This window comes from Pseudomonas sp. 14P_5.3_Bac1, from assembly GCF_025466135.1.
Taxonomy (GTDB): Bacteria; Pseudomonadota; Gammaproteobacteria; order Pseudomonadales; family Pseudomonadaceae; genus Aquipseudomonas.
The window spans coordinates 1-22,057 of the sequence record NZ_JANLOF010000019.1 but is presented as its reverse complement, the minus strand read 5'-3'; the positions used below and the strand labels follow the sequence as shown (position 1 = coordinate 22,057).

23 protein-coding genes and 1 riboswitch are annotated in these 22,057 nt (G+C 61.7%); of the genes, 12 read left to right on the top strand and 11 right to left on the bottom strand.

Translation table 11 applies throughout. The annotated features are described in order from the left end of the window. Nucleotides 1–325 precede the first annotated feature (325 nt). Nucleotides 326–1,198 carry an undecaprenyl-diphosphate phosphatase gene (locus tag NTD89_RS04615; protein ID WP_106579591.1) on the bottom strand — a complete coding sequence of 291 codons (873 nt, stop codon included), beginning with the start codon at nucleotides 1,196–1,198 and terminating at the stop codon, nucleotides 326–328. Nucleotides 1,199–1,387: 189 nt separating this feature from the next. Between NTD89_RS04615 and NTD89_RS04610 the strand changes: the two genes are divergently transcribed. Next, a complete protein-coding gene (locus NTD89_RS04610; protein WP_242198507.1) occupies nucleotides 1,388–1,894 on the top strand; it encodes a GNAT family N-acetyltransferase in 507 nt (168 codons plus the stop codon). Nucleotides 1,895–2,088: 194 nt separating this feature from the next. On the opposite strand, the gene NTD89_RS04605 is transcribed toward NTD89_RS04610, so the two are convergent. Further along, nucleotides 2,089–3,030, bottom strand: coding sequence for a GlxA family transcriptional regulator (locus tag NTD89_RS04605; protein WP_145164881.1), 942 nt, complete (start codon nucleotides 3,028–3,030; stop codon nucleotides 2,089–2,091). A 174-nt stretch (nucleotides 3,031–3,204) separates the two neighbouring features. On the opposite strand from NTD89_RS04605, the gene NTD89_RS04600 reads away from it, so the two are divergent. The 3 genes from NTD89_RS04600 (at nucleotide 3,205) to NTD89_RS04590 (ending at nucleotide 5,721) form a co-directional block, all read left to right on the top strand. Continuing rightward, nucleotides 3,205–3,819, top strand: coding sequence for a TetR/AcrR family transcriptional regulator (locus NTD89_RS04600; protein WP_262206589.1), 615 nt, complete (start codon nucleotides 3,205–3,207; stop codon nucleotides 3,817–3,819). Nucleotides 3,820–3,843: 24 nt separating this feature from the next. After that, nucleotides 3,844–4,521: a type 1 glutamine amidotransferase domain-containing protein gene (locus NTD89_RS04595; protein WP_145164885.1), complete on the top strand. Its 678-nt coding sequence runs from the start codon at nucleotides 3,844–3,846 to the stop codon at nucleotides 4,519–4,521. Between the two features lie 78 nt (nucleotides 4,522–4,599). Continuing rightward, a complete protein-coding gene (locus NTD89_RS04590; protein ID WP_262206588.1) occupies nucleotides 4,600–5,721 on the top strand; it encodes an alkene reductase in 1,122 nt (373 codons plus the stop codon). A 163-nt stretch (nucleotides 5,722–5,884) separates the two neighbouring features. Here the strand turns inward: NTD89_RS04590 and NTD89_RS04585 are convergent, their stop codons facing one another. After that, entirely contained in the window at nucleotides 5,885–6,883 is a 999-nt protein-coding gene (locus tag NTD89_RS04585; RefSeq protein WP_262206587.1) for an NAD(P)H-quinone oxidoreductase, read from the bottom strand. A gap of 144 nt (nucleotides 6,884–7,027) precedes the next feature. Beyond that, nucleotides 7,028–7,846: an alpha/beta fold hydrolase gene (locus NTD89_RS04580; RefSeq protein WP_262206586.1), complete on the bottom strand. Its 819-nt coding sequence runs from the start codon at nucleotides 7,844–7,846 to the stop codon at nucleotides 7,028–7,030. Nucleotides 7,847–7,993: 147 nt separating this feature from the next. Between NTD89_RS04580 and NTD89_RS04575 the strand changes: the two genes are divergently transcribed. Further along, nucleotides 7,994–9,061: an NAD(P)-dependent alcohol dehydrogenase gene (locus tag NTD89_RS04575; RefSeq protein WP_145164893.1), complete on the top strand. Its 1,068-nt coding sequence runs from the start codon at nucleotides 7,994–7,996 to the stop codon at nucleotides 9,059–9,061. 124 nt (nucleotides 9,062–9,185) lie between these two features. On the opposite strand, the gene mntP is transcribed toward NTD89_RS04575, so the two are convergent. The 4 genes from mntP to NTD89_RS04555 all read right to left on the bottom strand — a co-directional run bounded on the left by mntP (nucleotide 9,186) and on the right by NTD89_RS04555 (nucleotide 12,423). Continuing rightward, the gene (gene mntP, locus NTD89_RS04570; protein WP_145164895.1) at nucleotides 9,186–9,749 is read right to left on the bottom strand and encodes a manganese efflux pump MntP; all 564 of its coding nucleotides are present in this window, start codon (nucleotides 9,747–9,749) and stop codon (nucleotides 9,186–9,188) included. A 366-nt stretch (nucleotides 9,750–10,115) separates the two neighbouring features. Next, the gene (locus NTD89_RS04565) at nucleotides 10,116–10,307 is read right to left on the bottom strand and encodes a CoA transferase (protein ID WP_262206585.1); all 192 of its coding nucleotides are present in this window, start codon (nucleotides 10,305–10,307) and stop codon (nucleotides 10,116–10,118) included. Nucleotides 10,308–10,316: 9 nt separating this feature from the next. Continuing rightward, complete coding sequence (locus tag NTD89_RS04560; RefSeq protein WP_262206584.1) at nucleotides 10,317–11,744, bottom strand: phosphatidylserine decarboxylase family protein; 1,428 nt, start codon at nucleotides 11,742–11,744, stop codon at nucleotides 10,317–10,319. 91 nt (nucleotides 11,745–11,835) lie between these two features. Further along, a complete protein-coding gene (locus tag NTD89_RS04555) occupies nucleotides 11,836–12,423 on the bottom strand; it encodes a LuxR C-terminal-related transcriptional regulator (RefSeq protein WP_119736077.1) in 588 nt (195 codons plus the stop codon). Between the two features lie 128 nt (nucleotides 12,424–12,551). Between NTD89_RS04555 and NTD89_RS04550 the strand changes: the two genes are divergently transcribed. Genes NTD89_RS04550 through NTD89_RS04540 form a run of 3 tightly spaced genes read left to right on the top strand, consistent with a single transcriptional unit; the run spans nucleotide 12,552 to nucleotide 16,641 of the window. After that, the gene (locus NTD89_RS04550) at nucleotides 12,552–13,730 is read left to right on the top strand and encodes an acetyl-CoA acetyltransferase (RefSeq protein WP_262206583.1); all 1,179 of its coding nucleotides are present in this window, start codon (nucleotides 12,552–12,554) and stop codon (nucleotides 13,728–13,730) included. A gap of 3 nt (nucleotides 13,731–13,733) precedes the next feature. Next, nucleotides 13,734–15,269: a class I adenylate-forming enzyme family protein gene (locus NTD89_RS04545; RefSeq protein WP_262206582.1), complete on the top strand. Its 1,536-nt coding sequence runs from the start codon at nucleotides 13,734–13,736 to the stop codon at nucleotides 15,267–15,269. Nucleotides 15,270–15,312: 43 nt separating this feature from the next. After that, nucleotides 15,313–16,641, top strand: a complete 1,329-nt coding sequence (locus tag NTD89_RS04540; RefSeq protein ID WP_262206581.1) for an MFS transporter — start codon at nucleotides 15,313–15,315, stop codon at nucleotides 16,639–16,641. A gap of 115 nt (nucleotides 16,642–16,756) precedes the next feature. On the opposite strand, the gene NTD89_RS04535 is transcribed toward NTD89_RS04540, so the two are convergent. Continuing rightward, on the bottom strand, nucleotides 16,757–17,623 hold the full coding sequence (locus NTD89_RS04535) for a LysR family transcriptional regulator (RefSeq protein WP_262206580.1): 867 nt from the start codon (nucleotides 17,621–17,623) through the stop codon (nucleotides 16,757–16,759). A gap of 93 nt (nucleotides 17,624–17,716) precedes the next feature. Between NTD89_RS04535 and NTD89_RS04530 the strand changes: the two genes are divergently transcribed. Next, nucleotides 17,717–18,277: a DUF4865 family protein gene (locus NTD89_RS04530; RefSeq protein WP_262206579.1), complete on the top strand. Its 561-nt coding sequence runs from the start codon at nucleotides 17,717–17,719 to the stop codon at nucleotides 18,275–18,277. Here NTD89_RS04530 and NTD89_RS04525 read toward each other — a convergent pair. Together NTD89_RS04525 and NTD89_RS04520 are read right to left on the bottom strand one after the other, a co-directional pair. Then, nucleotides 18,267–18,995 carry a CbtA family protein gene (locus NTD89_RS04525; RefSeq protein ID WP_262206578.1) on the bottom strand — a complete coding sequence of 243 codons (729 nt, stop codon included), beginning with the start codon at nucleotides 18,993–18,995 and terminating at the stop codon, nucleotides 18,267–18,269. The two genes, NTD89_RS04530 and NTD89_RS04525, sit on opposite strands and share 11 nt — an antisense overlap. A 19-nt stretch (nucleotides 18,996–19,014) precedes the next feature. Then, complete coding sequence (locus tag NTD89_RS04520) at nucleotides 19,015–19,227, bottom strand: CbtB-domain containing protein (RefSeq protein ID WP_145164912.1); 213 nt, start codon at nucleotides 19,225–19,227, stop codon at nucleotides 19,015–19,017. A gap of 34 nt (nucleotides 19,228–19,261) precedes the next feature. After that, nucleotides 19,262–19,386: riboswitch (cobalamin riboswitch) on the bottom strand. A 38-nt stretch (nucleotides 19,387–19,424) separates the two neighbouring features. On the opposite strand from NTD89_RS04520, the gene NTD89_RS04515 reads away from it, so the two are divergent. The 3 genes from NTD89_RS04515 to NTD89_RS04505 are packed head-to-tail and all read left to right on the top strand — an operon-like array spanning nucleotide 19,425 to nucleotide 21,512. Continuing rightward, a complete protein-coding gene (locus NTD89_RS04515; protein ID WP_262206590.1) occupies nucleotides 19,425–19,979 on the top strand; it encodes a histidine phosphatase family protein in 555 nt (184 codons plus the stop codon). Nucleotides 19,980–20,024: 45 nt separating this feature from the next. Then, entirely contained in the window at nucleotides 20,025–20,780 is a 756-nt protein-coding gene (gene cobF / locus NTD89_RS04510) for a precorrin-6A synthase (deacetylating) (protein ID WP_262206577.1), read from the top strand. A gap of 12 nt (nucleotides 20,781–20,792) precedes the next feature. Continuing rightward, nucleotides 20,793–21,512, top strand: coding sequence for an alpha/beta hydrolase (locus NTD89_RS04505; RefSeq protein ID WP_262206576.1), 720 nt, complete (start codon nucleotides 20,793–20,795; stop codon nucleotides 21,510–21,512). Nucleotides 21,513–22,057 lie beyond the last annotated feature (545 nt).

Below are 22,057 nucleotides of genomic sequence, written 5' to 3'. Positions count from 1 at the left end.
CTTGCCTGCGATGCAGACACCTCGGTGTATCAGTGACACCCAGCTGATGCCATCGCAGGCAAGCCAGCTCCCACATTTGATTGAGTTCAGCTTCCAGAATCAGGTCGGCTGTCAGGCCGCCTCGGTTTTGCTTCTACCGCTCAAGTCGGCTACTAGGCCGCCGTGCTTTGCTTTTGATTTTGATCTTAGGCGGCCCACGCTCCAAAGCCTGCGTGAGGGCACCCCGAGCCCAAGCGAGGTGCCGAGTGGTGGGGCAAGAGCCCTTTGGTTACTTTGAGGCTTTTTTTTGTACGGACCGCCAGCCTGGGGCTTGGCTCCGCACGGTTTAACTTAAAAAGCCGGTGCTGACCGCCACGATCAGGAAAATCCCCAGCAGTGCGCGGTAGATCACGAACGGCCAGGTGGAGAACCGCTCCAGAAACTTCATCAGGCCCCAGATGGCGAAGAACGCCGAGACGCTGGCGACCACCAGCCCGAAGATCAAGTGCGACCAGGCATGGGCGGGCATGTCGGCGTGCAGCAGCACCCACAGTTCTTTCAAGCCGGCGAGGGCGATGGCCGGCAGGCCCAGCAGGAAGGAAAAGCGCGCAGCTTCTTCACGCTTGAAGTTCAGGAACAGCGCGGCGGTGAGTGTCGAACCGGAGCGCGACACCCCAGGAATCAGCGCGCCAATCTGCGCGATACCGACAATCAGCGCATCGCGCAGGCGCATTTCGCTCATTTCACGGGTGTGGCGCGCGCGCACTTCGGCCACTGCCAGCAATACCGCCATCACCACGCAGGCAATCCCGATCACCATCAGGCCGCGTAGCGGAGAGTTGCAGGTATTCAGGGTCGAAGACAGCGCCAGGCCGGCAATCCCAATCGGGATAGTGGCCAACACAATCGCCACGGCCAGTTTGAACCACCGGTCGTTGTAGTCGCCCCGGCGCACTGCACTGATGCTGCCGGTGGTCACCTGGCGCACGTCACGCCAGAAGTAACTGACCACCGCCGCCAGCGCCGCCAACTGCATGGCTGCGGAAAACGCCGAACCCGGGTCTTGCCAGCCGAGCAGGGCGGGCACCACTCGCATGTGGGCTGTGGACGACACCGGCAATAGCTCGGTAATGCCCTGGATGACGCCCAGGATGAAGATCTGCAGGTAGTCCAGAGAGGCAAAGCCCACATCCAGGCCGGCGGAACAGACGTTTGTCACAATACGTGTCCTTGAAAAAAGGGGCTTTAGAAGAAGCAGTAGGCGAAGTTTATTCTAAATGTTTCAGGATATTGGACGCGGAGTAGCAAATCCGCAATCGGTTCAGCAAACAGAAAGGTTATGCAATGTATTGGCGTGTGTATCACTTTTGTGAACAATGGGGCTTTGCGTATTTTCACCGAGAGCCCAATGCCTGAAACCACCGTCGAATTGATCCAGACCGGCCCCGATGCGTCTGAGCTGATCCGTAATCTTTACCAGTACTATGCCTATGAGTCGTCAGACTGGGAGCAGGAAGATGTGGAGTCGGATGGCCGTTTCTATATCCATGACGAGCACCTGACCCGCTACTGGCAAGACCCGCAATGGAGCGCCAACCTGCTGCTGGTGGATGGCTACATCGCCGGCTTCCTGCTGATCGAAGGCAGCGAGCTGCCGGGCATCGACGCACTGGAACTGGCCGACCTGTTCATCCTCAAGCGCTACCGCCGCAAAGGCATTGGCCGCGCTATCGCCACCCAAGTGCTGCGCAGTGGCGAGACCAATTGGCTGGTGCGGTTCTACGATCAGGATGAAGTGTCCCAGGCGTTCTGGCGCGCGGTGCTCGATGACCTGCCGCGCCCGGTGCAGATGCTTGAGCTGGATGACGATCCGCAGTTGGTCAGTTATTTGATTACGCGGGCCGCGCTGCACTAAACACGATGTTGAACTTAGCCGGGCACGGCGGCACTTGGACTCGTCGGCCGGTTTCGCCCTGAATGGCACAGGCCAAGGCCGTGGCATCTACTCTATTCGCAGCGCTTTTTGCCTGAATATCCGAAGGGCACGGTGACCCGCCGTGGCCTGGGTACGGGTAAACAACCCAACAGCCAAAACCCTTATCACTGCCGCTAGGCTCCCGCGTTGAACAACACTTGCTGCATCGCCTGCGGCGGTTGCCCGAACGCGCGCAGAAATGCCTGGCGCATGCGCTCGCGGTCACCGAAGCCGGTTTCGCGGGCCACCACTTCGACCGGGTGACGGCTGGTTTCCATCATCGCCCGGGCAGCTTCCACCCGCAGCGACTCGATGGCCTTGGCCGGCGTCTGCCCGGTTTCTTCGCGGAACACCCGGCTGAATTGGCGCGGGCTCAGCCGAGCCACCTCGGCCAGGGCTTCCACCGACAGGTCGTGGGTCAGGTTTTCGCGGGCATAGGCCAGGGCCAGTTGCACGCGGTCGGACTTGGGGTCCAGTTCCAGTAACGCCGACAATTGCGATTGCTCACTGCCGCGGCGCTGGGCAATCACCAGCTTGCGGGCGATACGCCGGGCGAGGTCGCTGCCCAGGTCGGCTTCCACCATGGCCAACGCCAGGTCCACGCCGGCGCTCATGCCGGCGCCGGTCCAGACCTGGCCGTCAACCACGAACAGTTTGTCTTCTTCGAGCTGAATATCCGGGTAGCGCTTGCGAAACGCCGGCGCGTGAATCCAGTGGGTGGTGGTGCGCTTGCCTTCGAGCAAACCCGCTTCGGCCAGCACGAAAATGCCCATGCACAGCGAGGCCACGCGCCGCGACTGCGCAGAGGCGGCTTTGACCACTTCCAGCAGGTTGGCCTCGGGCAGGCGAAATTCCAGGTAGCCGCTGACGATCAGCGTGTCATAACCCTGTGGCCGAATCGGGCTGGTATTCACCGAAAAACCCTGGGAGGTCATGACGGCGCCTCCGCTCTCCGAGACCAGATGAAACTCATAAGCCGGTTCACCGCGCAGCAGGTTCGCGCACTCGAACACCGAACCCAGGCTGAGGCTCAGGGACTGGAAATTCGGGTAAACCATCAGCGCAACGCTGTGCATCGTCATTCTCCAAGGGGCGTGGGAGAGGGGATTGTCGGCGGGTGCCAGGCAAACGGCAACCGACTTTGTGCCATGTCCGAAATCCTTGCGGATATGACATTGTTGAAGTTTTTCTCGACGCCTAACATCCCCTCAACGAACTAGACGACTGGTCTAATCGGGACGAGATGAATGATGACTAACGCGACTAACAGTACGAGGCAGACCATTCTGGATACGGCGCAATTGATTGTGAGCCGCAAAGGATTTTCTGCCGTGGGGTTGAACGAAATACTTCAAGCCGCCGATGTACCCAAAGGGTCGTTTTATCACTACTTCCATTCCAAAGATGCATTCGGCGTGGTCTTGCTCGACACCTATTTCGACCAATACCTCAAAGGCATGGAGCAACTGTTCCAGCAACCCGGGCTGCCCTGGGCCGCCAGGTTGATGCGCTATTGGCACACCTGGATCGACAACCAGACCGGCTGCACCGACGCGGGCAAATGCCTTGCCGTCAAACTCGGTGCCGAGGTGTCAGACCTTTCAGAGCCAATGCGTTTGTCCCTGCAGCGCGGCACCACTCGCACCATCGCCTTGCTGGCCGAGGCCTTGCAGCACGGCATCCAGGACGGCTCGCTGGCGGTTCAGCAACACCCCGAAAGCCTGGCTCGGCGCTTGTACGCGCTGTGGTTGGGGACCAGCGTCATGAGCAAGATCACCCGAACATCCGCGCCTTTTGACGAGGCGCTGCTGCTGACCCGACAGTTATTGGGTTGCCCTGAACCTGCTGATGCATACACCTACTGAAACCATCGATCGAGGCACTGGAAAATGAAAGTATTAATGGTACTGACCTCTCACGACCAGCTTGGCAATACCGGTCGTAAAACCGGCTTCTGGCTCGAAGAATTTGCGGCGCCCTATTACACCTTCAAAGACGCGGGTGCCGAACTGGTGCTGGCATCCCCGGCCGGCGGCCAGCCACCGCTGGACCCGGTCAGCGATCAGCCGGATGCACAGACCGAGCAAACCCGTCGCTTTGCTGGCGACCCGGCGGCCCAACAGGCCCTGGCCAGCACCGTCAAGCTGGACACGGTCAACGCCGACGACTTCGACACCGTGTTCTACCCAGGCGGCCATGGCCCGCTGTGGGACTTGGCCGAATCGCAAACGTCGATCGCACTGATCGAAGCGTTTGAGCGTGCCGGCAAGCCGATCGGTTTTGTCTGCCATGCGCCGGGCGCTTTGCGTCATGTCAAGGCCGTGAATGGCGAGCCGCTGGTCAAGGGCCGTCGTGTTACCGGTTTTTCCAACGCTGAAGAAGCTGCGGTTGGCCTGACCGATGTGGTGCCGTTCCTGATTGAAGATGATTTCAAGGCGCTCGGCGGCCACTATGAAAAGGGCGCTGATTGGCAGTCCTTTGTGCTCGAAGACGGCTTGCTGGTGACCGGGCAGAACCCTGCCAGCTCCAGTGCTGTGGCCAAGGCCCTGCTCACACTCACCGCCTGAATTAACCACACGCGTTATTGATTGGCGGCTCCTTGGAGCCGCCAATGCTTTTGCTCGCCCTGAATTTGGAAATTTCACATGACTCATCATTTAAATACCCCGGTAAAACTGGGCCATCACACGCTCAATAACCGTGTTGTCTTGCCGCCTCTGACGCGTCAACGCAGCGCGCAACCCGGCGATATCGCCACCGACCTGATGGCCGAGTATTACCGCCAGCGCGCCACGGCCGGTTTCATGGTCAGCGAAGGCACGCAGATCGAACCGCGCGGCCAGGGCTACGCCTGGACGCCGGGTATCTACAGCCCGGCGCAGATCGACGGCTGGCGCAAAGTCACCGACGCCGTGCATGCCGAAGGCGGCGTGATCTTCGCCCAGCTGTGGCATGTGGGGCGTGTGTCCCATAACGCGCTGCAACCGGAGGGCGCCGCACCGGTCGCGCCGTCGGCCATTGCGGCGGAGCAGGCAAAAGCCTTTATCGAAACCGGGCCTGGTGTCGGCGAGCTGATGCAGCCGCCCGTGCCGCGTGCGTTGAGCAGTCTGGAAATTGAAGAACTGGTAGGGCACTACGCGCAGGCGGCGCGCAATGCGTTGGACGCCGGTTTTGATGGGGTGGAAATCCACGCCGCCAATGGTTACTTGGTCAACCAGTTCATCTCGGCCCACGCCAACCAGCGTGATGACGAATACGGCGGCTCGCTGCACAACCGCCTGCGCTTTCTGCGCGAGATCGTCGAGGCCGTGACCGCCGTGGTCGGCCCGCAGCGCCTGGGTGTGCGTTTTTCTCCGCTGTTCAGCGGCACGGATCAGGACCGCGTGTACATCGGCCTGGTCGAGGAAGATCCGCACCACACCTACATTGAAGCGATCAAGGTGCTGGAGGCATCGGGCATTGCCTATGTGTCTATCGCCGAGGCTGACTGGGACAACGCTCCCGACCTGCCCGAAACCTTCCGTCAGGCGGTGCGCAGCACGTTCAGCGGGCGCATCATCTACGCCGGTCGCTATACCGCTGAGCGTGGGGCAAAACTGGTGGAGGCGGGGCTGGCAGACTTGATTGCCTTCGGCCGTCCGTTCATTGCCAACCCGGACCTGCCGCAGCGACTGTTCAACGGCTGGCCGCTGAACCCGTTGCGGGCGCAGGGCATGTACGGCGGCTCGGAACAGGGCTATACCGATTACCCGGCGTTCGCCGAGTAACTAGTCGATGCCCCGGCGCAGATCGGTTGTCGGGGCCGTCGAGCAGTGGCGCGGCGGCGAAGGCGGTGGGGCAGGCAACAACAGGGTGACCGTGCCGCCGCCATCGCAGCCTCGCTGGGGCTCTACAGCTGCCAGCGTTGATCTTCAGCGGGGCGGATGAGCGTCATTCCACGCGCAACACAATCTTGCCAATGTGATCGCCGCCTTCCATCCGCGCATGGGCCTGGGCGGCGTCGGTGTATTCGTACACCTTGTCGATCATCGGCAGGCAGCGTCCGGCGGACAGCACCGGCCACACGTATTCGCGCAGTTGTTCGGCAATGGCAGCCTTTTCGTCCTTGGTGCGTGCGCGCAGCAATGAGCCGGTGATCACGGCGCGCTTGCCGAGGATGGTCAGCAGGTCGACGTCATTGGCCTTGCCGCCGCCGAGGAAGCCGAGCATCACCAGGTGCCCGTCCATGGCCAGGGACTTGAGGTTATTGTTCAGGTACGAGGCGCCCATGATGTCGAGGATCACATTCACGCCCTTGTTGTCGGTCTTCTGCGCGATGACCTCGACGAAGTCCTGCTCGCGGTAGTTGATCGGCTCGGCGCCCAGCTTGGCGATCGCCGCACATTTGTCGGCGCTGCCGGCGGTGGCGAACGCCTGGATACCGTATTCGCGGCACAGCATCAACGCGGTGGTACCGATGCCGCTGGTGCCGCCGTGGATCAGCACGCTCTGGCCGGTATGAGCATCACCCAGGCCAAACAGGTTGGCCCAGACGGTGAAGAAGGTTTCCGGCACGGCGGCGGCTTGAATCCAGTCCATGCCATCCGGAATCGGCAAGGCCTGGCTGGCTGGCACCGCGCAAAATTGTGCATACCCACCGCCGTTGGTCAGGGCACACACTTTGTCACCCAGCGCGTACTCGCTGACACCTTCGCCCAATGCAACCACTTCACCCGCCACTTCCAAGCCTGGAATGGGGCTCATGCCAGGTTTCATCGGGTACTTGCCGGCGCGCTGCAACGCATCCGGGCGGTTGACGCCGGCCGCGTGCACGCGAATCAGGATTTCACCGGGCCCTGCCACAGGCACGTCGGCCCGGCGCGGTTGCAGGACCTCGGGGCCGCCAGGGGCGGTGATTTCGATCAGGGTCATTTCTTTTGGCAGTGACATGTGCGATTACCTGCAACGATGAGCGTATGAGTTGGGACCGCGTCGGGCAGTCGCCGGTTCAGCCGCATCATACCCAGGGTCAGCACCTGTCGAAAAAAAAGCCGGGCAAGCCCGGCAAAATAAGGAGAGGGTGATTCACTCGCTTCAGCGATTGAGGAACGCCAACAAGTCTTCGTTCAACTGCTGGGTGTGGGTGGCGGCAAAACCGTGCGGCGCATCCTTGTACACCTTCAGCTGCGCGCCCTTGATCATCTCGGCCGCGATTTTACCGGTGGTTTCGAACGGTACGACCTGGTCGCCGTCACCGTGGATCACCAGGGTGGGCACCTCGATCTTGGCCATGTCCGGGCGGAAGTCGGTCTCGGAGAACACGGTGACACAATCCACGGTCGATTTAAGCGACGCCAGCAACGCGACCTGCAAGGTCTGCGTCAGCACGCCCTGGGAGACTTTCTGGCCCTTGTTGATGCCATAGAACGAGGCATTGAAGTCGCTGATAAATTGCGCGCGATCCTTCAGCAGCCCGGCCTTGATGCCATCAAACACCGCGGTAGGCACGCCCTGCGGGTAATCCGGTTTTTGGCCGAAGATCGGCGTGACGGCGCCCAGCAGTACGAGGCCGGCCAAACGCGAGTTGCCGTGGCGCGCGATGTAGCGCGCCACATCGCCGCCGCCCATCGAGAAGCCCACCAGGGTCACCTCCTTGAGGTCCAGGTGTTCGATCAGTTGGGCGATATCGTCGGCGAAAGTGTCGTAGTCGTTACCGGTCCACGGTTGGTCCGAGCGGCCAAAGCCCCGGCGGTCGAAGGCGATGGTGCGAAAGCCACGGCTGCTCAGGTATTCCATCTGGTATTCCCACATGTCGGCGTCCAGTGGCCAGCCGTGGCTGAACAGCACGGGCTTACCGCTGCCCCAATCCTTGAAATAGATCTGGGTACCGTCTTTGGCAACGAATGTGCTCATGGAAAACTCCTTGGGGTCAGGGGGCAAAAGCTCAGTCTCACTATCGCGTTAAACCGGCCCAGGGGCTTGTACGGATGTGCTCGGTTGAACGCTTGCGCGTCTGCGTTGGTCCACTGACCTCTACCGTCAGTTCAACAGGTGAACCAAATGGCCAAGACTTACAGCTACGCCGCTCGGGATTCCAAGGATGCACTCAAGCCTTTTACCTTCGAGCGCCGCGCGCCGGGGTCGGACGACGTCCAGATCGATATTCTCTATTGCGGCGTGTGCCACTCCGACTTGCACACCGCGCGTAACGAATGGCACAACACCTTGTACCCGTCGGTGCCCGGCCATGAAATCGTCGGCCGCGTCACGGCCGTCGGTGCCAACGTGAAAAAATTCAAGGTCGGTGACCTGGCCGGTGTCGGTTGTATGGTCGACAGCTGCCAGCACTGCGCATCCTGCGCCGAGGGCGAGGAGCAATACTGCGAGAACGGCTTTACCGGCACCTACAATGGCCCGGTGTTCGGCGGCGAAAATACCTTTGGCGGCTACTCGGACAATATCGTGGTCAAGGAGAAGTTCGTGCTGCGCATCTCCCACGATGATTCGAACCTGGCGGCCGTGGCGCCGCTGCTGTGCGCCGGCATCACCACTTACTCGCCGCTGCACCACTGGAAGGTGGGGCCCGGCAAAAAAGTCGGGGTCGTCGGCCTCGGCGGGCTAGGGCATATGGCGGTGAAGATCGCGCATGCCATGGGCGCGCATGTCACGCTGTTCACCACCTCGCCGAACAAGCGCGAAGACGGCCTGCGCCTGGGGGCCGACCAAGTGGTGGTGTCGAAGAACCCGGACGAGATGGCCAAGGTCGTCAACAGCCTGGACTTCATCCTCAACACCGTTGCCGCGCCGCACGACCTCGATGCGTTCCTCAATCTGCTCAAGCGCGATGGCACCATGACGCTGGTCGGCGCACCCGACAGCCCGCATCCGTCGCCGACGGTGTTCAACCTGATCTTCAAACGCCGCAGCCTGGCCGGCTCGTTGATTGGTGGCATCCAGGAAACCCAGGACATGCTGGACTTCTGCGCCAAGCACAAGATTGTCTCGGACATCGAGATGATCGACATCCAGGGCATCAACGAGGCGTACGAGCGGATGCTCAAGGGCGATGTGAAGTATCGCTTCGTGATTGATATGGAGAGCTTGAAGAAGGAAAGTCACGCGGCTTGAAACGCTGCAGACCTACGGTGGGAGCGGGCTTGCTCGCGAAAGCGCATTGACAGTCAACAGAGTCATCGACTGATCCATCGCCTTCGCGGGCAAGCCCGCTCCCACATTTGTTGAGTGCGAGCCGTTAAGCCGACAAGTGCTCGTAGAGAATCGTCGCACCCACCAGCATCAACACCACGCCGCCGACCATTTCGGCGCGCTTGCCCACCACCGTGCCCAGCACCCGACCGAGCATCATGCCGATGGTTACCATGGTCATGGTCGCCAGGCCGATGGCTGCCGACGCCACCAGAATATTCACATCGATAAAGGCCAGGCCCACGCCGACGGCCATCGCATCAATGCTGGTCGCAAAGGCGGTAATGGCCAGGATCATGAAGGAATGCTGGGTCGGCTTTTCCGCCTCCTCATCGTCCGCCTTGAGCCCGTTGTAGATCATGTGCAAGCCCAGTGCGACCAGCAGGGTAAAGGCGATCCAGTGATCCCAGTCCTCCACCCAACGCGTGGCTGCATGGCCGATGGCCCAGCCGATCATCGGCGTGATGGCTTCGATCACACCAAAGATCAGGCCGGCGCGCAGTGCTTCGATCAGACGTGGTTTGTGCAGGCTGGAGCCTTTGCCGATGGCCGCCGCAAAGGCGTCCGTGGACATGGCCAGGGCGAGAAAAATCAGGGAAATGGGGTTCACGGTGAGGCTTCCAGTCGGGCTGTATGAGTCAACGACACAACCACACGCCCGACTTTAGGCATGGATGTGTCGCTGGTCTCACCAACCTCAACGGTGTTCGTACCACGGCAGGTTGCCGAATATGTTGATACGAACGCTTCTGAGCGGGTCAGAAGCCGGTTACTCCCCAACGAAGGGGCGCATCATAGACAGCCAAATATGAAAATTCCGTCAACGCCCTTCAAATACCGGTGGGCGGCGCTCCATACGCTCTGGCCGACGTCGGCGCCGAGGATCACCATGCCGACGCGCTGGGCGGCGAGGGCGACCAGGCTTTCGTCCAGGCTGTCGAGCAGTTGCGCGCTCAGGGCATTGCGCTGGCTGGGGTTACCGGCTCTCCAGCAGCGCTTTCAACGCATCGCGGTGCGTTGAAAGCGCTTCATTGTTGGCAAAGCGCGGGTCGTTCGGCAGCTCGGGCAGGTCCAGCAGCACACACAGCTTGCCCCACATGGCCGGGGTGATCGGCGCCAGGTTCAACGGGCCGTTCAGGGTCTGGAACACGCCGTAAGGCGCGATCACCGCGTGGGATCACTTGGGTTTCTGGGTGTCGAGCGCCGTTGCAATCACGCTGCCCATGGGCGTCGGTTTGGGCGACTGACGGTGCAGCACGGCATTCACGGCCCACTCTTCAAGGCGTACGCGGTCACGCTGGAACACCATCATGTGAGTCGAGCCGCCGAACTCGAAGTGACCGATTTCAGTGCCGCGTGTGATCTTCACCGGCTTGCTGCCTTCGTCGACAATAAACTCCGGTTCGATGATGCAGGTCGACACTTCAACCATGCCAATGCAGATCAGCGCCACGTACCCGCAGGTGGGGTGTTCGAAGATGAAAATGGCGCGCGCGGCCACATGGCCCAAGTAGGGTTGCGACTCGGTGCCTTCCCACGTGCCTGGGCCTTCTTTCTGCGCCGGGCGTTGGGCGAAGTAGGTGCCAGGTTGCACCCACGAACGCAGCAGGGTGCCGTCCAGCGGCGCGTTCCAGCGGTGGTAGTGGGTGGCGGAGAGGAAACCCTGATACAGCTGCCCACCTTCAAAGTGCTTGGCCCAGTCACGTTGGCCGGCGAACAAGTCCAGCAGTGAGTAGTTGACGTCCTTGATCCAGAAGTCGCTTTCGAAGGCGATGTTGTTCTGGTACGCCCACGGCGTGGTTTCGCAACCGATATCGACCTGCGTCTGCGCGTCGCCCTGGAACGGCCGGGCGCCGGGCACGAACTTGCGGATGAAAAACGCGTTCCAGGAATCGTAGCCGTAGCCGGGCTTTTTCGGGTCGCATTCCATCTGGTCCCATACACCGGCTGCCCAGGCGGCCTTGGAGATCCACGAGCCGGGTTTTTCCGGGTTGTTGATGTCGAGTTTGTCCAGTGACTGCGGGCTTTTGAGGTAGGCGTTCCAGGTGTTGAGCACGTTCTTGAATTGCCCATTGAAGGTGGCGTCATGGAACAGCGCAACACCGGCTTCGGTGGCCATGGAAATCGCCAGGAAGGCATTCATGGGCGTGCCTACCTGGGCCGTGTCGTTGAACGAGGACGAGGTGGTGACAATTTCGTTGAGGATCTCGAAGAAACTGTCGTAGTCCTTGATCCACACGACGTCGCCGTCCTGGGTCTTGATCTGGTCGCGAGTGTGCGGCGCCAGGGTCAGCACGAACGCATTGGACTGCTCGATCAGCGACATGACCCACATGCGGTACACGCTGTGGGTGGTCACCCAGTTTTTGAATTCCACCAGTTGCGGTTGCATCGGCGCGAGGGTGCCGGCCTTTTTCATGCTGTCGATGTAGTCGCGCAGTGGCACCAGGAAGTTGGCGGTGGCCCACACGCGGTTGGGCACCCAGAAGCCCATTTGCACGGGGCCGGCATTGTCCAGGGTGAGCAGGTTTGAACCGCTGCCCTCGACGGCTGGCGGAGTCTTGCGAGGTTGGGTGGCGGGCGAAGAACGATCGGAGTGCGCCATATCATTAGTCCTTTAAACGTAACTGCGTGGGAAAGCTCCTTTTGAGCACTCTCAGCGTAGCTAGCGTGGGACCGGGGTTTGTAATGGTTGGCTATAACCAGGCGCGCCCGCCGACGAAAATCATTTTTGACACCAGCTCCACGATGTTTTTCACCTCAAGTTTCTTCATCAGTCGTGCCCTGTGCACTTCCACCGTACGGTGAGAAATCGCCAGGCGCTGGGCGATCTCCTTGGATTTGAGACCGTTGACGATGTGCATGGCGATTTCCCGCTCCCGTGGCGTCAGGTCGCCGGTGCCTTGGTGCGTGCGGTCCAGGCGCTCGAAATGCCAGATCATCAGCTTGAACGGGTCTCTGGGCGTGAGGGTGTAGCCGTGGGACTTGGCCCAGAACACCTCGCCGCTTTTGTGCTGCATGAAGCGTTCATCGGAGTAGAAGCCGTTCTCGCTCTCCAGCAGCCAGTCGTGGCTACGCTTGCCGATGGCGTGATAATCGGCCTGGGACGGGTAGATCAACAGGGTCAGTTGGTTGACCAATTCGTCGCGCGAATAGCCGAACAACTGCAGGAAGGCCTCATTGCAATCGACCATCACGCGGTTGCGCGTGACCAGTTGCGGGGCGGGGGAGAGCTGGAACGCCAGGCGTTCGATATCTTGAAGTTGCTGGGTAAACGCGTTCATTGGGCATCCTGCCTCGTTGCTTTTCTCACCGGGCTACTTATCCATGTAAGTAGTTACACGAATTGGCGAGCGCTCAGCGGTGCGTCATTGTAGGTAAATGTCCGCATCAAAAATAGAAGAAATTGATTATGCCAGCTGATTGCGTCTCCATTGTTGCCGCCGGTCATTCGCGTTTTGGTCGCCTGGAAGGCACCACCCTTGAAGACCTGATCGTGCAGGTTACCCGCGAAGCCCTGGCCGATGCGGCCATTGATGCGTCGCAAATCGATGCGTTGTTCCTGGGGCACTTCAACTCGGGGTTGGTGCCTGACGGGTTTGCCAGCTCCTTGCTGTTGCAGGCCGACCCGGGCCTGCGCTTCAAACCCGCCACGCGGTGTGAAAACGCCTGTGCGTCCGGCTCGGCGGCGATTCAGGCCGGGGTCAACGCGATCCTCTCCGGCAGCGCCGACCTGGTGCTGGTGGTCGGCGCCGAGAAGATGACCCACACGTCCACCGCCGAGGTCACCCAGGCCCTGGCCGGCGCCGGTTATCAGAACGACCCGACCGAAGCCGGCTTGAGTTTCCCGCAGCTGTTCGGCCGTGCGGCGCGCCAATACACCGAGCGCTACCACTGCCCGCTGGGCTCGATGGCCGCCATCGCCACCAAGAACCACACCAATGCCATGGCCAACCCGCTTGCGCAAATGCACCGGGTGATGGATTTCGAACACTGCAACAACGTGTCCAAGAGCAACCCGTTTGTGGCCGAGTCACTGCGCCTGACCGATTGCTCGTTGATCAGCGACGGCGCCGCCGCGATCATCCTGGCCTCACCCAAGCGAGCGCGCGCGTTTCGTCGAGACGTGCAGATTCGTGCGATGACCCAGGTCAACGACTGCTTGCCCATTGCCCAGCGCGACATCCTGGCGTTTGAAGGCCCGCAACGGGCCATCCACTCGGCGCTGCGCGGGGCGAATATCACCCTGGCCGACCTGAGTTTCGCCGAGGTGCACGACTGCTTCACCATCGCCGAACTGCTGATCTACGAAGCCATGGGCCTGGCGCCCAAGGGCGAGGGCCATCGCGTGCTCGACAGTGGCGTGGTGCGCGCCGGCGGGCGGCTGCCGGTGAACCTCTCGGGTGGGCTCAAGGCCAAGGGGCATCCGGTGGGTGCCACCGGCGTATCGATGCACGCCTTGGCGTTCCGCCAATTGACCGGCGAACCGATTGGCCTGGCGGTGCCCAACCCGGAGTTTGGCCTGGTGTTCAACATGGGCGGCATGGCAGTGGCCAACTACGCCTCGGTCCTGCATGCGCGCCGGTACTGACCCATGAACATTGCCAACTGGTTGCACGACACCCAGCGCCGCGACCCGCAGCGACCGGCATTGTTCGAAGGCACGCGGCAAGTGGCCGACTACGCGACCTTTGCTGCGCATGTTCGCCAGCGCGCCGCGCACTTGGTGGACCAGCACGGCGTGGTCGCCGGTGACGCGGTCGCCGTGCTGATGAAGAACAGCTGCGACTACCTGGAAGTGCTCTACGCCATCTGGTGGCTGGGCGCAGTGGCTGTTCCGATCAACGCCAAATTGCACCCGGCTGAGGCGGCGTGGATCTCCGATAACGCCCAGGCGCGCCTGATCTTTACCGACGGCGGCCGGGTATTTTCGGCGTCGCGCGACTTGCCTCAGTACTGCAAGGAACTGGACGGCCACACGCTGCCGCCGACGCGTGGCTGGCCGACCCTGGCGCAGCCGGAGCCCCGCCAGGACCAGGACCTTGCCTGGCTGTTTTACACCTCCGGCACCACCGGGCGCTCCAAGGGCGTGATGCTGTCCCATGGCAACCTGATGGCGATGTCGTTGTGTTACCCCACAGACGTGGATCCGGTCAGCGCCGATGACGCAGTGCTGTATGCCGCGCCAATGTCCCATGGCGCCGGGCTCTACAACTTCATTCATGTGCGCTGCGGCGCGCGGCATGTGGTGCCGGCTTCCCACGGTTTCGACGCCGCCGAGCTGTTTGGCCTGGCGGCCGAGCTGGGCAACGTTTCACTGTTTGCGGCGCCGACCATGGTCAAGCGCATGGTCGAACAGGCGCGGCGCCAGGGCTATCGCGGCGAAGGCATCAAAACCATCGTTTACGGTGGCGGCCCGATGTACCTGGCCGATCTGTGTGAGGCCGTCGACACCTTCGGCCCGCGGCTGGTGCAAATCTACGGGCAGGGCGAGAGCCCGATGACCATCAGCGTGCTGCCTCGCGCGCTGATCGCCGACCGCCAACGCGTAGACTGGGCCACGCTGGCCGCCTCCGTCGGCCATGCGCAATCGTGCGTTGAAATCCGCATTCTCGACGCACAGCACCAGCCGGTGCCGACGGGCGAGCGCGGCGAAATCGCCGTGCGCGGTGCCACGGTGATGCAAGGCTACTGGCGCAACCCCGAGGCATCGCGTCAGACCCTGGTCGAGGGCTGGCTGTTGACCGGTGACGTCGGCTTTCTCGACGCGGCGGGTTACCTGACCCTGACGGACCGTTCCAAGGACGTGATCATCAGCGGCGGCAGCAACGTGTACCCGCGTGAAGTCGAGGAAGTGCTGGCGCAACATCCCGAGGTGTTCGAGGTGTGCGTCGTGGGAGAACCGGATGCGCAATGGGGCGAATCGGTGGTGGCGTTTGTGGTGACGCGCAGCGGGCAACCGCTCGATGAAGCCGAGCTGACGGCCTGGTTCGTGGCGCGCATGGCCTCGTTCAAGAAACCCAGGAAGTACCTGTTTCCCGGCGAATTGCCAAAGAACAGTTACGGCAAAATCCTCAAGACCGACTTGCGGCAGTGGCTGAAAGCAGCGAGTATCGCCGCGCTTCCCTAGACCCGTTTTTCATGGACAGAACATCAGACAAGGAGTCCCTTTGATGGGCAATCAAGTGCAAGACACGGTCCGCAAGCGGCGCCGTGCGTTTCTCGGTGCCACTTCCGGTCACTTGATCGAGTGGTACGACTACGGCGTCTACGGCTTTCTCGCCGTGTACATCGGCCAGGCATTTTTCGTCTCCGATGACCCCACCACCAGCCTGTTGGCCAGCTTCGCGGCGTTTGCCCTGAGCTTTTTCATCCGGCCTCTGGGCGGGCTGTTCTTCGGTCCGCTGGCGGACAAGATCGGCCGCCGCAAAACCCTGATCATGGCGCTGGTGATGATGACCGGCTCCACCGTCATGCTCGGCCTGTTGCCCACTTATGCAACGCTTGGCATTGCTGCGCCGATGCTGCTGATTCTGGTGCGCTGCGTGCAGGGTTTCTCGGCGGGCGGCGAGATCGGCACAGTGACCAGCTTTATCTCCGAATACGCCGGCCCCGGCCGACGCGGCTTTGCCACGTGCTGGCTGATGGTCACCGCCGTGCTCGGCCTGCTGCTGGGCGGCGCCGTGGCCAACGGCATGACCTGGATCCTGGGCGCCGAGGTGATGCAGGAATGGGCCTGGCGCGTGCCGTTCCTGATCGCCGCACCGTTGGGTTTTATCTCCATGTACATCCGCCTCAAGCTGGAAGACAGCCCGGAGTTTCTCGCCTTGCAGCGCGCCGGGCAGACTTCCCGTGCACCGCTGCGCGAAGTCTGGCAGTGGAAGCGCGCGATTGCCCTGGTGTTTTTCATCATCACCTTGCACAGCTCGATCTTTTACCTGGTGCTGACCTTCGCCTCGACCTACATGGCCAAGATCCTCAAGTTCGACAGCGGCACCACGCTGCTCTATGTGTTCGTCGCGAGTTTCTCGGCTGCGTTCGTGATGCCGTTTGGCGGCGCGTTCACCGATAAATACGGACGTAAGCCGTTTCTGATGGTGATCGGCACCCTGGCCACGCTGGCGATGTTCTGGCTGTTCAAGTCGGCGCCAACCGCCACTGCCGCGTCGTTCTTCGCCCCATTGATGGCGGTGGCGATCCTGTTCGGGCTGTATGCCTCCTCGACCTATGCGCTGATGAGCGAGCTGCTGCCCACGCGCATCCGCTCCACCGGGATTGCCGTGGCGTACAACGTGCCGGTCGCGGTGTTTGGCGGCAGCGCGCCGCTGATCTCCACCTGGCTGATCAAGGTGACGGGCGACATCACTTCACCCTGGTATTTCTACGTGGCAACCGGTGTGGTGTCGTTGATCGCACTGGTGGTGCTGCGCAAGGAAGATTTCGTCGCCAGTGGCAGCCCGATGGTGGCGCCGGCGGGGGCCGTGTTGGCCCCGGCCGCCTGATCGACTGCGGTTTTCGCAAACCCGGCTACGCTGTTTCAGGTCTCATCATTGATCAACAAGGAAGACCTGACCTTGAGAGAACTGACCAACAGCGTTACCCCGAAAAGCCTGACACTCAGCGCTGCAGCACGCCACGAAACGTTGCACTCAACGCGCGCAACGTTTCGCGCGAGCGCGCATCACTGATCCGGCTATACAGCAGCACTTCACTGACGGGTAATGCGGGCAGGCCGTATTGCTCGCTCACGTCCACCGCCCCGGCCGGGGCCACGCGGTGGGCGAGGGCGGCGACCCCCAATCCGGCGCTCACTGCCGCGCCTACCGCCATTACGCCACCGCCGACAAACACTTCGGTCCAGTCGATACGCGCGGCCTCCAATGCTCTCACCGCCAGGTGCCGAACGCCACAGGGCGCGGCCATGGTCGCCATGCGCAGCGGTGCGTCGGGGCTGTGTTGCCAGTGTGGCGCCGCGAACCAGCCAAAGCGTTCCACGGCCAGCACTTCGCCGTCCTGGCGATCGCCTTCGTTGCGCACGATCACCGCGTCCAGTTCATGGCGATCAAACGCGGCCACCAGGTCGCGGGACGAGGCGATGCGCACCTCGAGAATCACCAGCGGGTCGTAGGCCGCGAGTCGGCTGAGCCAGGTGGGCAAGTCCGGCCCGGCCACATGGTCGCTGATACCAATCACCAAACGCCGAGGCGCGTGGGCGCCCAGGTCAGCCAGCGCCCGCTCATGGGCATTGAGCAGGGCACGCGCGGCCACGATGAAGCGCTCGCCCTGGGGCGACAGCTGCACATGGCGAGGCGTGCGTACCAACAGGCGATAACCGAGGCGTTCTTCCAGGCGCTTGAGCTTCAGGCTGATGGCGGCCTGGGACGTGTCGAGCGCCTCGGCGGCGCGGGTGAAGCTGGCGAAATCAGCCACCAGCACAAAGGCGTGCACGGTGTCGATGTCGAGGGGTTTGAGCGCGTCAGTCATATCCAATCCTTATCGCACTTATATTCGGCCATATCTTGTTGAAATCATCGCCAGTGCGCAAGCTCTGTCCACATCTTGCACAGGAGCTTTGCCATGTTTGCCAAACAGTATTCACACCGCCTGCCTGCCGACTACGACATGGACGTGATACGCCGGCGCGCCGCGCAATTGGGACCATTGTGGGAGGACACGCAAGGGCTGCTGTTCAAGGCGTTTATCGCGCAGACCCGTGGGCAGGCGCCGGGCAATGTGTATGCGTCGGTGTACCTGTGGGCCGACCCGTTGCAGGCCGCCGACTTTCTACTGGGCGAGCGTTTTCAAAAGGTGCTCGACAGCTTTGGCCGTCCGCACATCGAAAGCTGGTTGCCGCTGGACGTGCAGCGTGGGCCCGCGCAGCACGCGTTGAGCCTGTACCGAGAGGAGTGGCCGCTGGTGCCGGGGGCGGATCGGGCGGGGATCGTCGCCGAGGAAAAACGGCGCAATCAGCAGTTGGCTGACAGCGGTGACACGTTTGCGGTATGCCTGGCGCTGGATGTGCAGGCGTGGCGGCTGGTGCGCATCACCTTGTCAAGCAAGGCGCTGGATGCGGCGCATCCCGGAACGGGCTATGAGGTGTTGTACCTGGCCCGCCCCGGGGTTCAGTTCAAGGGTTGAAACGCGCTGTTGGCTGGCTGAGCTTGCGCTCGGCCACCGCGCCAAACACCAGGCCGAGGGTGGTCCACAGCACCACCTGGATACCCAGCGACGCTACGCGGAATTTCCACAGCAGCACGGCCGAAAACGCCTCCGGCACTTCGTTGATCACCGGGAACAGGCTGCCGGCCACCGACACAATCACGATGTACAACGCCACACCCAGGATCGCCCCGGCCCAGACGCCACGGCGGGCAATCAGCTTGCGCGCGGCGTTGATCGCAATCACCGCGGCCGCCACTGACACCAGCAGCATCAGGAAGAACAGCCTGGTGCGCTGCGCGATGGTTTCGGGGTCGCCCACCGAGGGCGGGTTGGCCGGGTACTTGAGCCCTGGCACCAGGGTAATTGCCACAAATGCCGCCAGTGCCAGCAGCGCCGCCAGGCCACGCGGGCCGACCTTGCCGATGCGCCCCAGGGCGTAAGCGAACACCAGGGCGAAGAGGCCGCCCAGTGACACGCTGTACACCACCACGCCGGTGAACAGGCCGAAGGTGCTTTGCACTTCGCGGCTCACCAGTTCCTCTTCCGGCGCATCGCCGTGCATCTGTGCCATGTGGTCTTCAAAGGCGATGGCCTTGTCGATCTGCGGTTCACCAAAGGTCTTGGCGAAGCCGAAAGCCAGCACGCCGGCGAGCAAGCCCACCAGCATCCCGCGCAGGAGTAAATGCCCTGTCATGTCGTGTCTCGCTTATCGGTTAATGGCAGGGGAAACCCAGCAGGTGGCGGCCGTCGTGCACAAACTCATGCACATACATGCCTTTGAACACCGCGGTGGCGCCTTGCTCGGCGCCGACAAAATAGAGCGCCAGCAGCAACAACAGGCCGCCGAAGATCGCCCACGGCAGAATGTCGCCCAAGGGCAGGGTGGGTAAATGCACATCAGGATTCGTTGCAGCAGTGTTAGCCATGAAAACCTCCAGGGATGACGCGTCCCGAAATGGATTGCGATTGGGCTGAAACAGGGTCTGGCTTACGGCTAAAAGGCCGAATACAGTGGCGCGACCGCGCCGGATTCGAACCGGCTTCCTCTTTCATGTTCGTTGTAACATGTTGAAACAACTTTGCCAGTCTACGCCGACTGCGCGTCGAAACAGAGTGAATTGTGATGCAGGCCACCCGGTTGACCTTGATATGCCATGCCGCCACGCCGTTGCAAAAACAGGGGCGGTTTCCCGATGACGAATCGGTAGCGATGCAGTGGCAACCCGCGGCCCTGTCCCTGGCGGGTCGTTTCAAGAAAAGCCCGCGACTGGTGTGTGGGCCCGAGGCCAGAACCCGGCAAACCGCCGGCTTGTTCGGCGATAACGCGCAGGTCGAAGACGCGTTGCGCGACGGTGATTTCGGCGCCTGGAAAGGCCAGGCCATCGCCCAGCTCGACAGCCATGCATTGAGTGACTGGATGACCAACAGCGCCAGCGCGCCTCACGGCGGTGAGTCGGTGGAGCAGATTTGCGTGCGCGTCGCTGATTGGATGAAAAGTCTCGAAACCCAACCCGGGCATGTAGTGGCTATCACCCACCCGTTTGTGATTCGCGCCGCGATGCTGTACGTGTTGCAGTTCCCTGTCTCGATGTTCTACCTGATTGATGTCGAGCCGCTGTCCGCCACCGAACTGCGCTTTAACAAGGTGTGGCGCCTGCGTCTGGAAACTCACGCCTGAGCGCGTGAACATGGCAAAATCCACGCCCCGCAATGAGAGCAACCCATGAAACGCATCCTGATCATCGGCATTGGCGCCGGCAACCCTGACTACATCACGATGCAGGCCGTCAAAGCGCTGAACCGCACCGACGTGTTTTTCCTGATGGACAAGGGCCAGAGCAAAGACAAGCTGATCGACCTGCGCCGCGAGATCTGCGAAACCTACATCACCGAGCCTGGTTACCGTTTCGTCGAGGCCGACTGCCCCGAGCGCGTGCGCGGCGATATCGACTACACCACCGCCGTGCAGGACCTGAATCGCGACAAGCAGCAGACCTTCGAGCGCATGATCAATGAGCAGATGGCTGACGGTGAAGTGGGCGCGTTCCTGGCCTGGGGCGACCCTGCGCTGTACGACAGCACCATCCGCATCCTGCAGGCGATCCTGGCCAGTGGCCGCAGCGTATTCGAGTTCGAAGTGATCCCCGGCATCACCAGCGTGCAAGCCCTGGCCGCCCAGCACAAGGTGCCGCTGAACCGCATCGGTCGCTCCATCGAGATCACCACCGGGCGCCGGTTGGCAGCGGGGCAGGCGAGTGATGCGGACACCTTGGTGGTCATGCTCGACGCCGGAGATTCCTACCGCAGCGTGGCCGATCAGGACATGGACATCTACTGGGGCGCCTACCTGGGCACGCCGGACGAAATCCTCATCAGCGGCAAGGTCAGTGAAGTGGCTGAGCAAATCCAACAGGTGCGCAAGGCGGCGCGTCTGGAAAATGGCTGGATCATGGACACTTACTTGTTGCGCAAACCCTGAGGTCACTTTCCCATGCTCAAACTGTTTGCCCTGGCACTGACCCTGATGGCCAGCGCCGCCCACGCCGACTCCACGCTGCACACCGATTTGCCCCTGTCTTACCTGGAACAGACCCAGAGCGATGCGCGCAATCAGCCGTTGGTGATTTTCCTGCACGGTTTTGGCAGCAACGAGGAAGACCTGTTTGGCATCAAGGACGCGCTGCCGTCCACCTGGACCTACCTGTCGGCACGTGCGCCGATGCCCGTGGACCCACAGGGTTATCGCTGGTTTACCAAGACGCCGGGTGACGGCGATTACAATGGCGAAACCGCCGACCTGCAACGCAGCGCCGCGCTGATCGAAGACTTTGTGGGCAAGGCAACTGCCAAATACCACACGCAAAGTGATCGGGTATTTCTGGTGGGGTTCAGCCAGGGCGCGATCATGTCGTACGAGGTGGGCTTGCGAAAGCCCGCGTTGGTGCGCGGCATCGCGGCCTTGAGTGGCAGTGTATTGCCGGTGCTCAAGGCTGAACTCAAGCCCAGCGAATCATTGGGCAAATTGGCGATCTTTATCGGCCACGGCACTTTCGACCAGGCACTGCCGTATGCCTCGGCGACGCAGGCCAATGAGGTACTGGTGGGCCTTGGATTGACGCCGGAGTTTCACGGGTATCCGGGCATGCCGCATACCGTCAGTGAGACCGAGGTGCAGGACCTTAAGGCCTGGCTGGAGAAAAGCCTGAAGTGAAATGGCGGGTGAGGGTTGCTGCGATGGTCATTTTCGTTTGGTGGCTTTGAGTGCCTGTCCGTTGCTGCACTAGTGGCTTTTCTGTGGGAGTTGGCTTGCCCGCGATGCGGGTGCCTCGGTACATCAGCCATACCCAGTGGATGCCATCGCAGGCAAGCCAGCTCCCACCTTTGACCGAGTACACACGACACCCATCTATCTAATGCACAGAGATCCAACTGTGGGAGCGGGCTTGCCCGCGAATGCGGTGGGGCAGTCAGCTCATGTGTCACTGGCACACCGCATTCGCGAGCAAGCCCGCTCCCACAAGTTGACCGAGTGCATCTGCCAGCACCGCACTGCATTGCTTTTCTGTGGGAGCTGGCTTGCCTGCGATACAGGCACCTCGGTCCGTCAGGTACACCGGGTTGATGCCATCGCAGACAGGCCAGCCCACATTTGACCGAGTACAAACGACACCCATCTATCTAACGCACAGAGATCCAAATGTGGGAGCGGGGGGGGGGGGGGGGGGGGGGGGGGGGGGGGGGGGGGGGGGGGGGGGG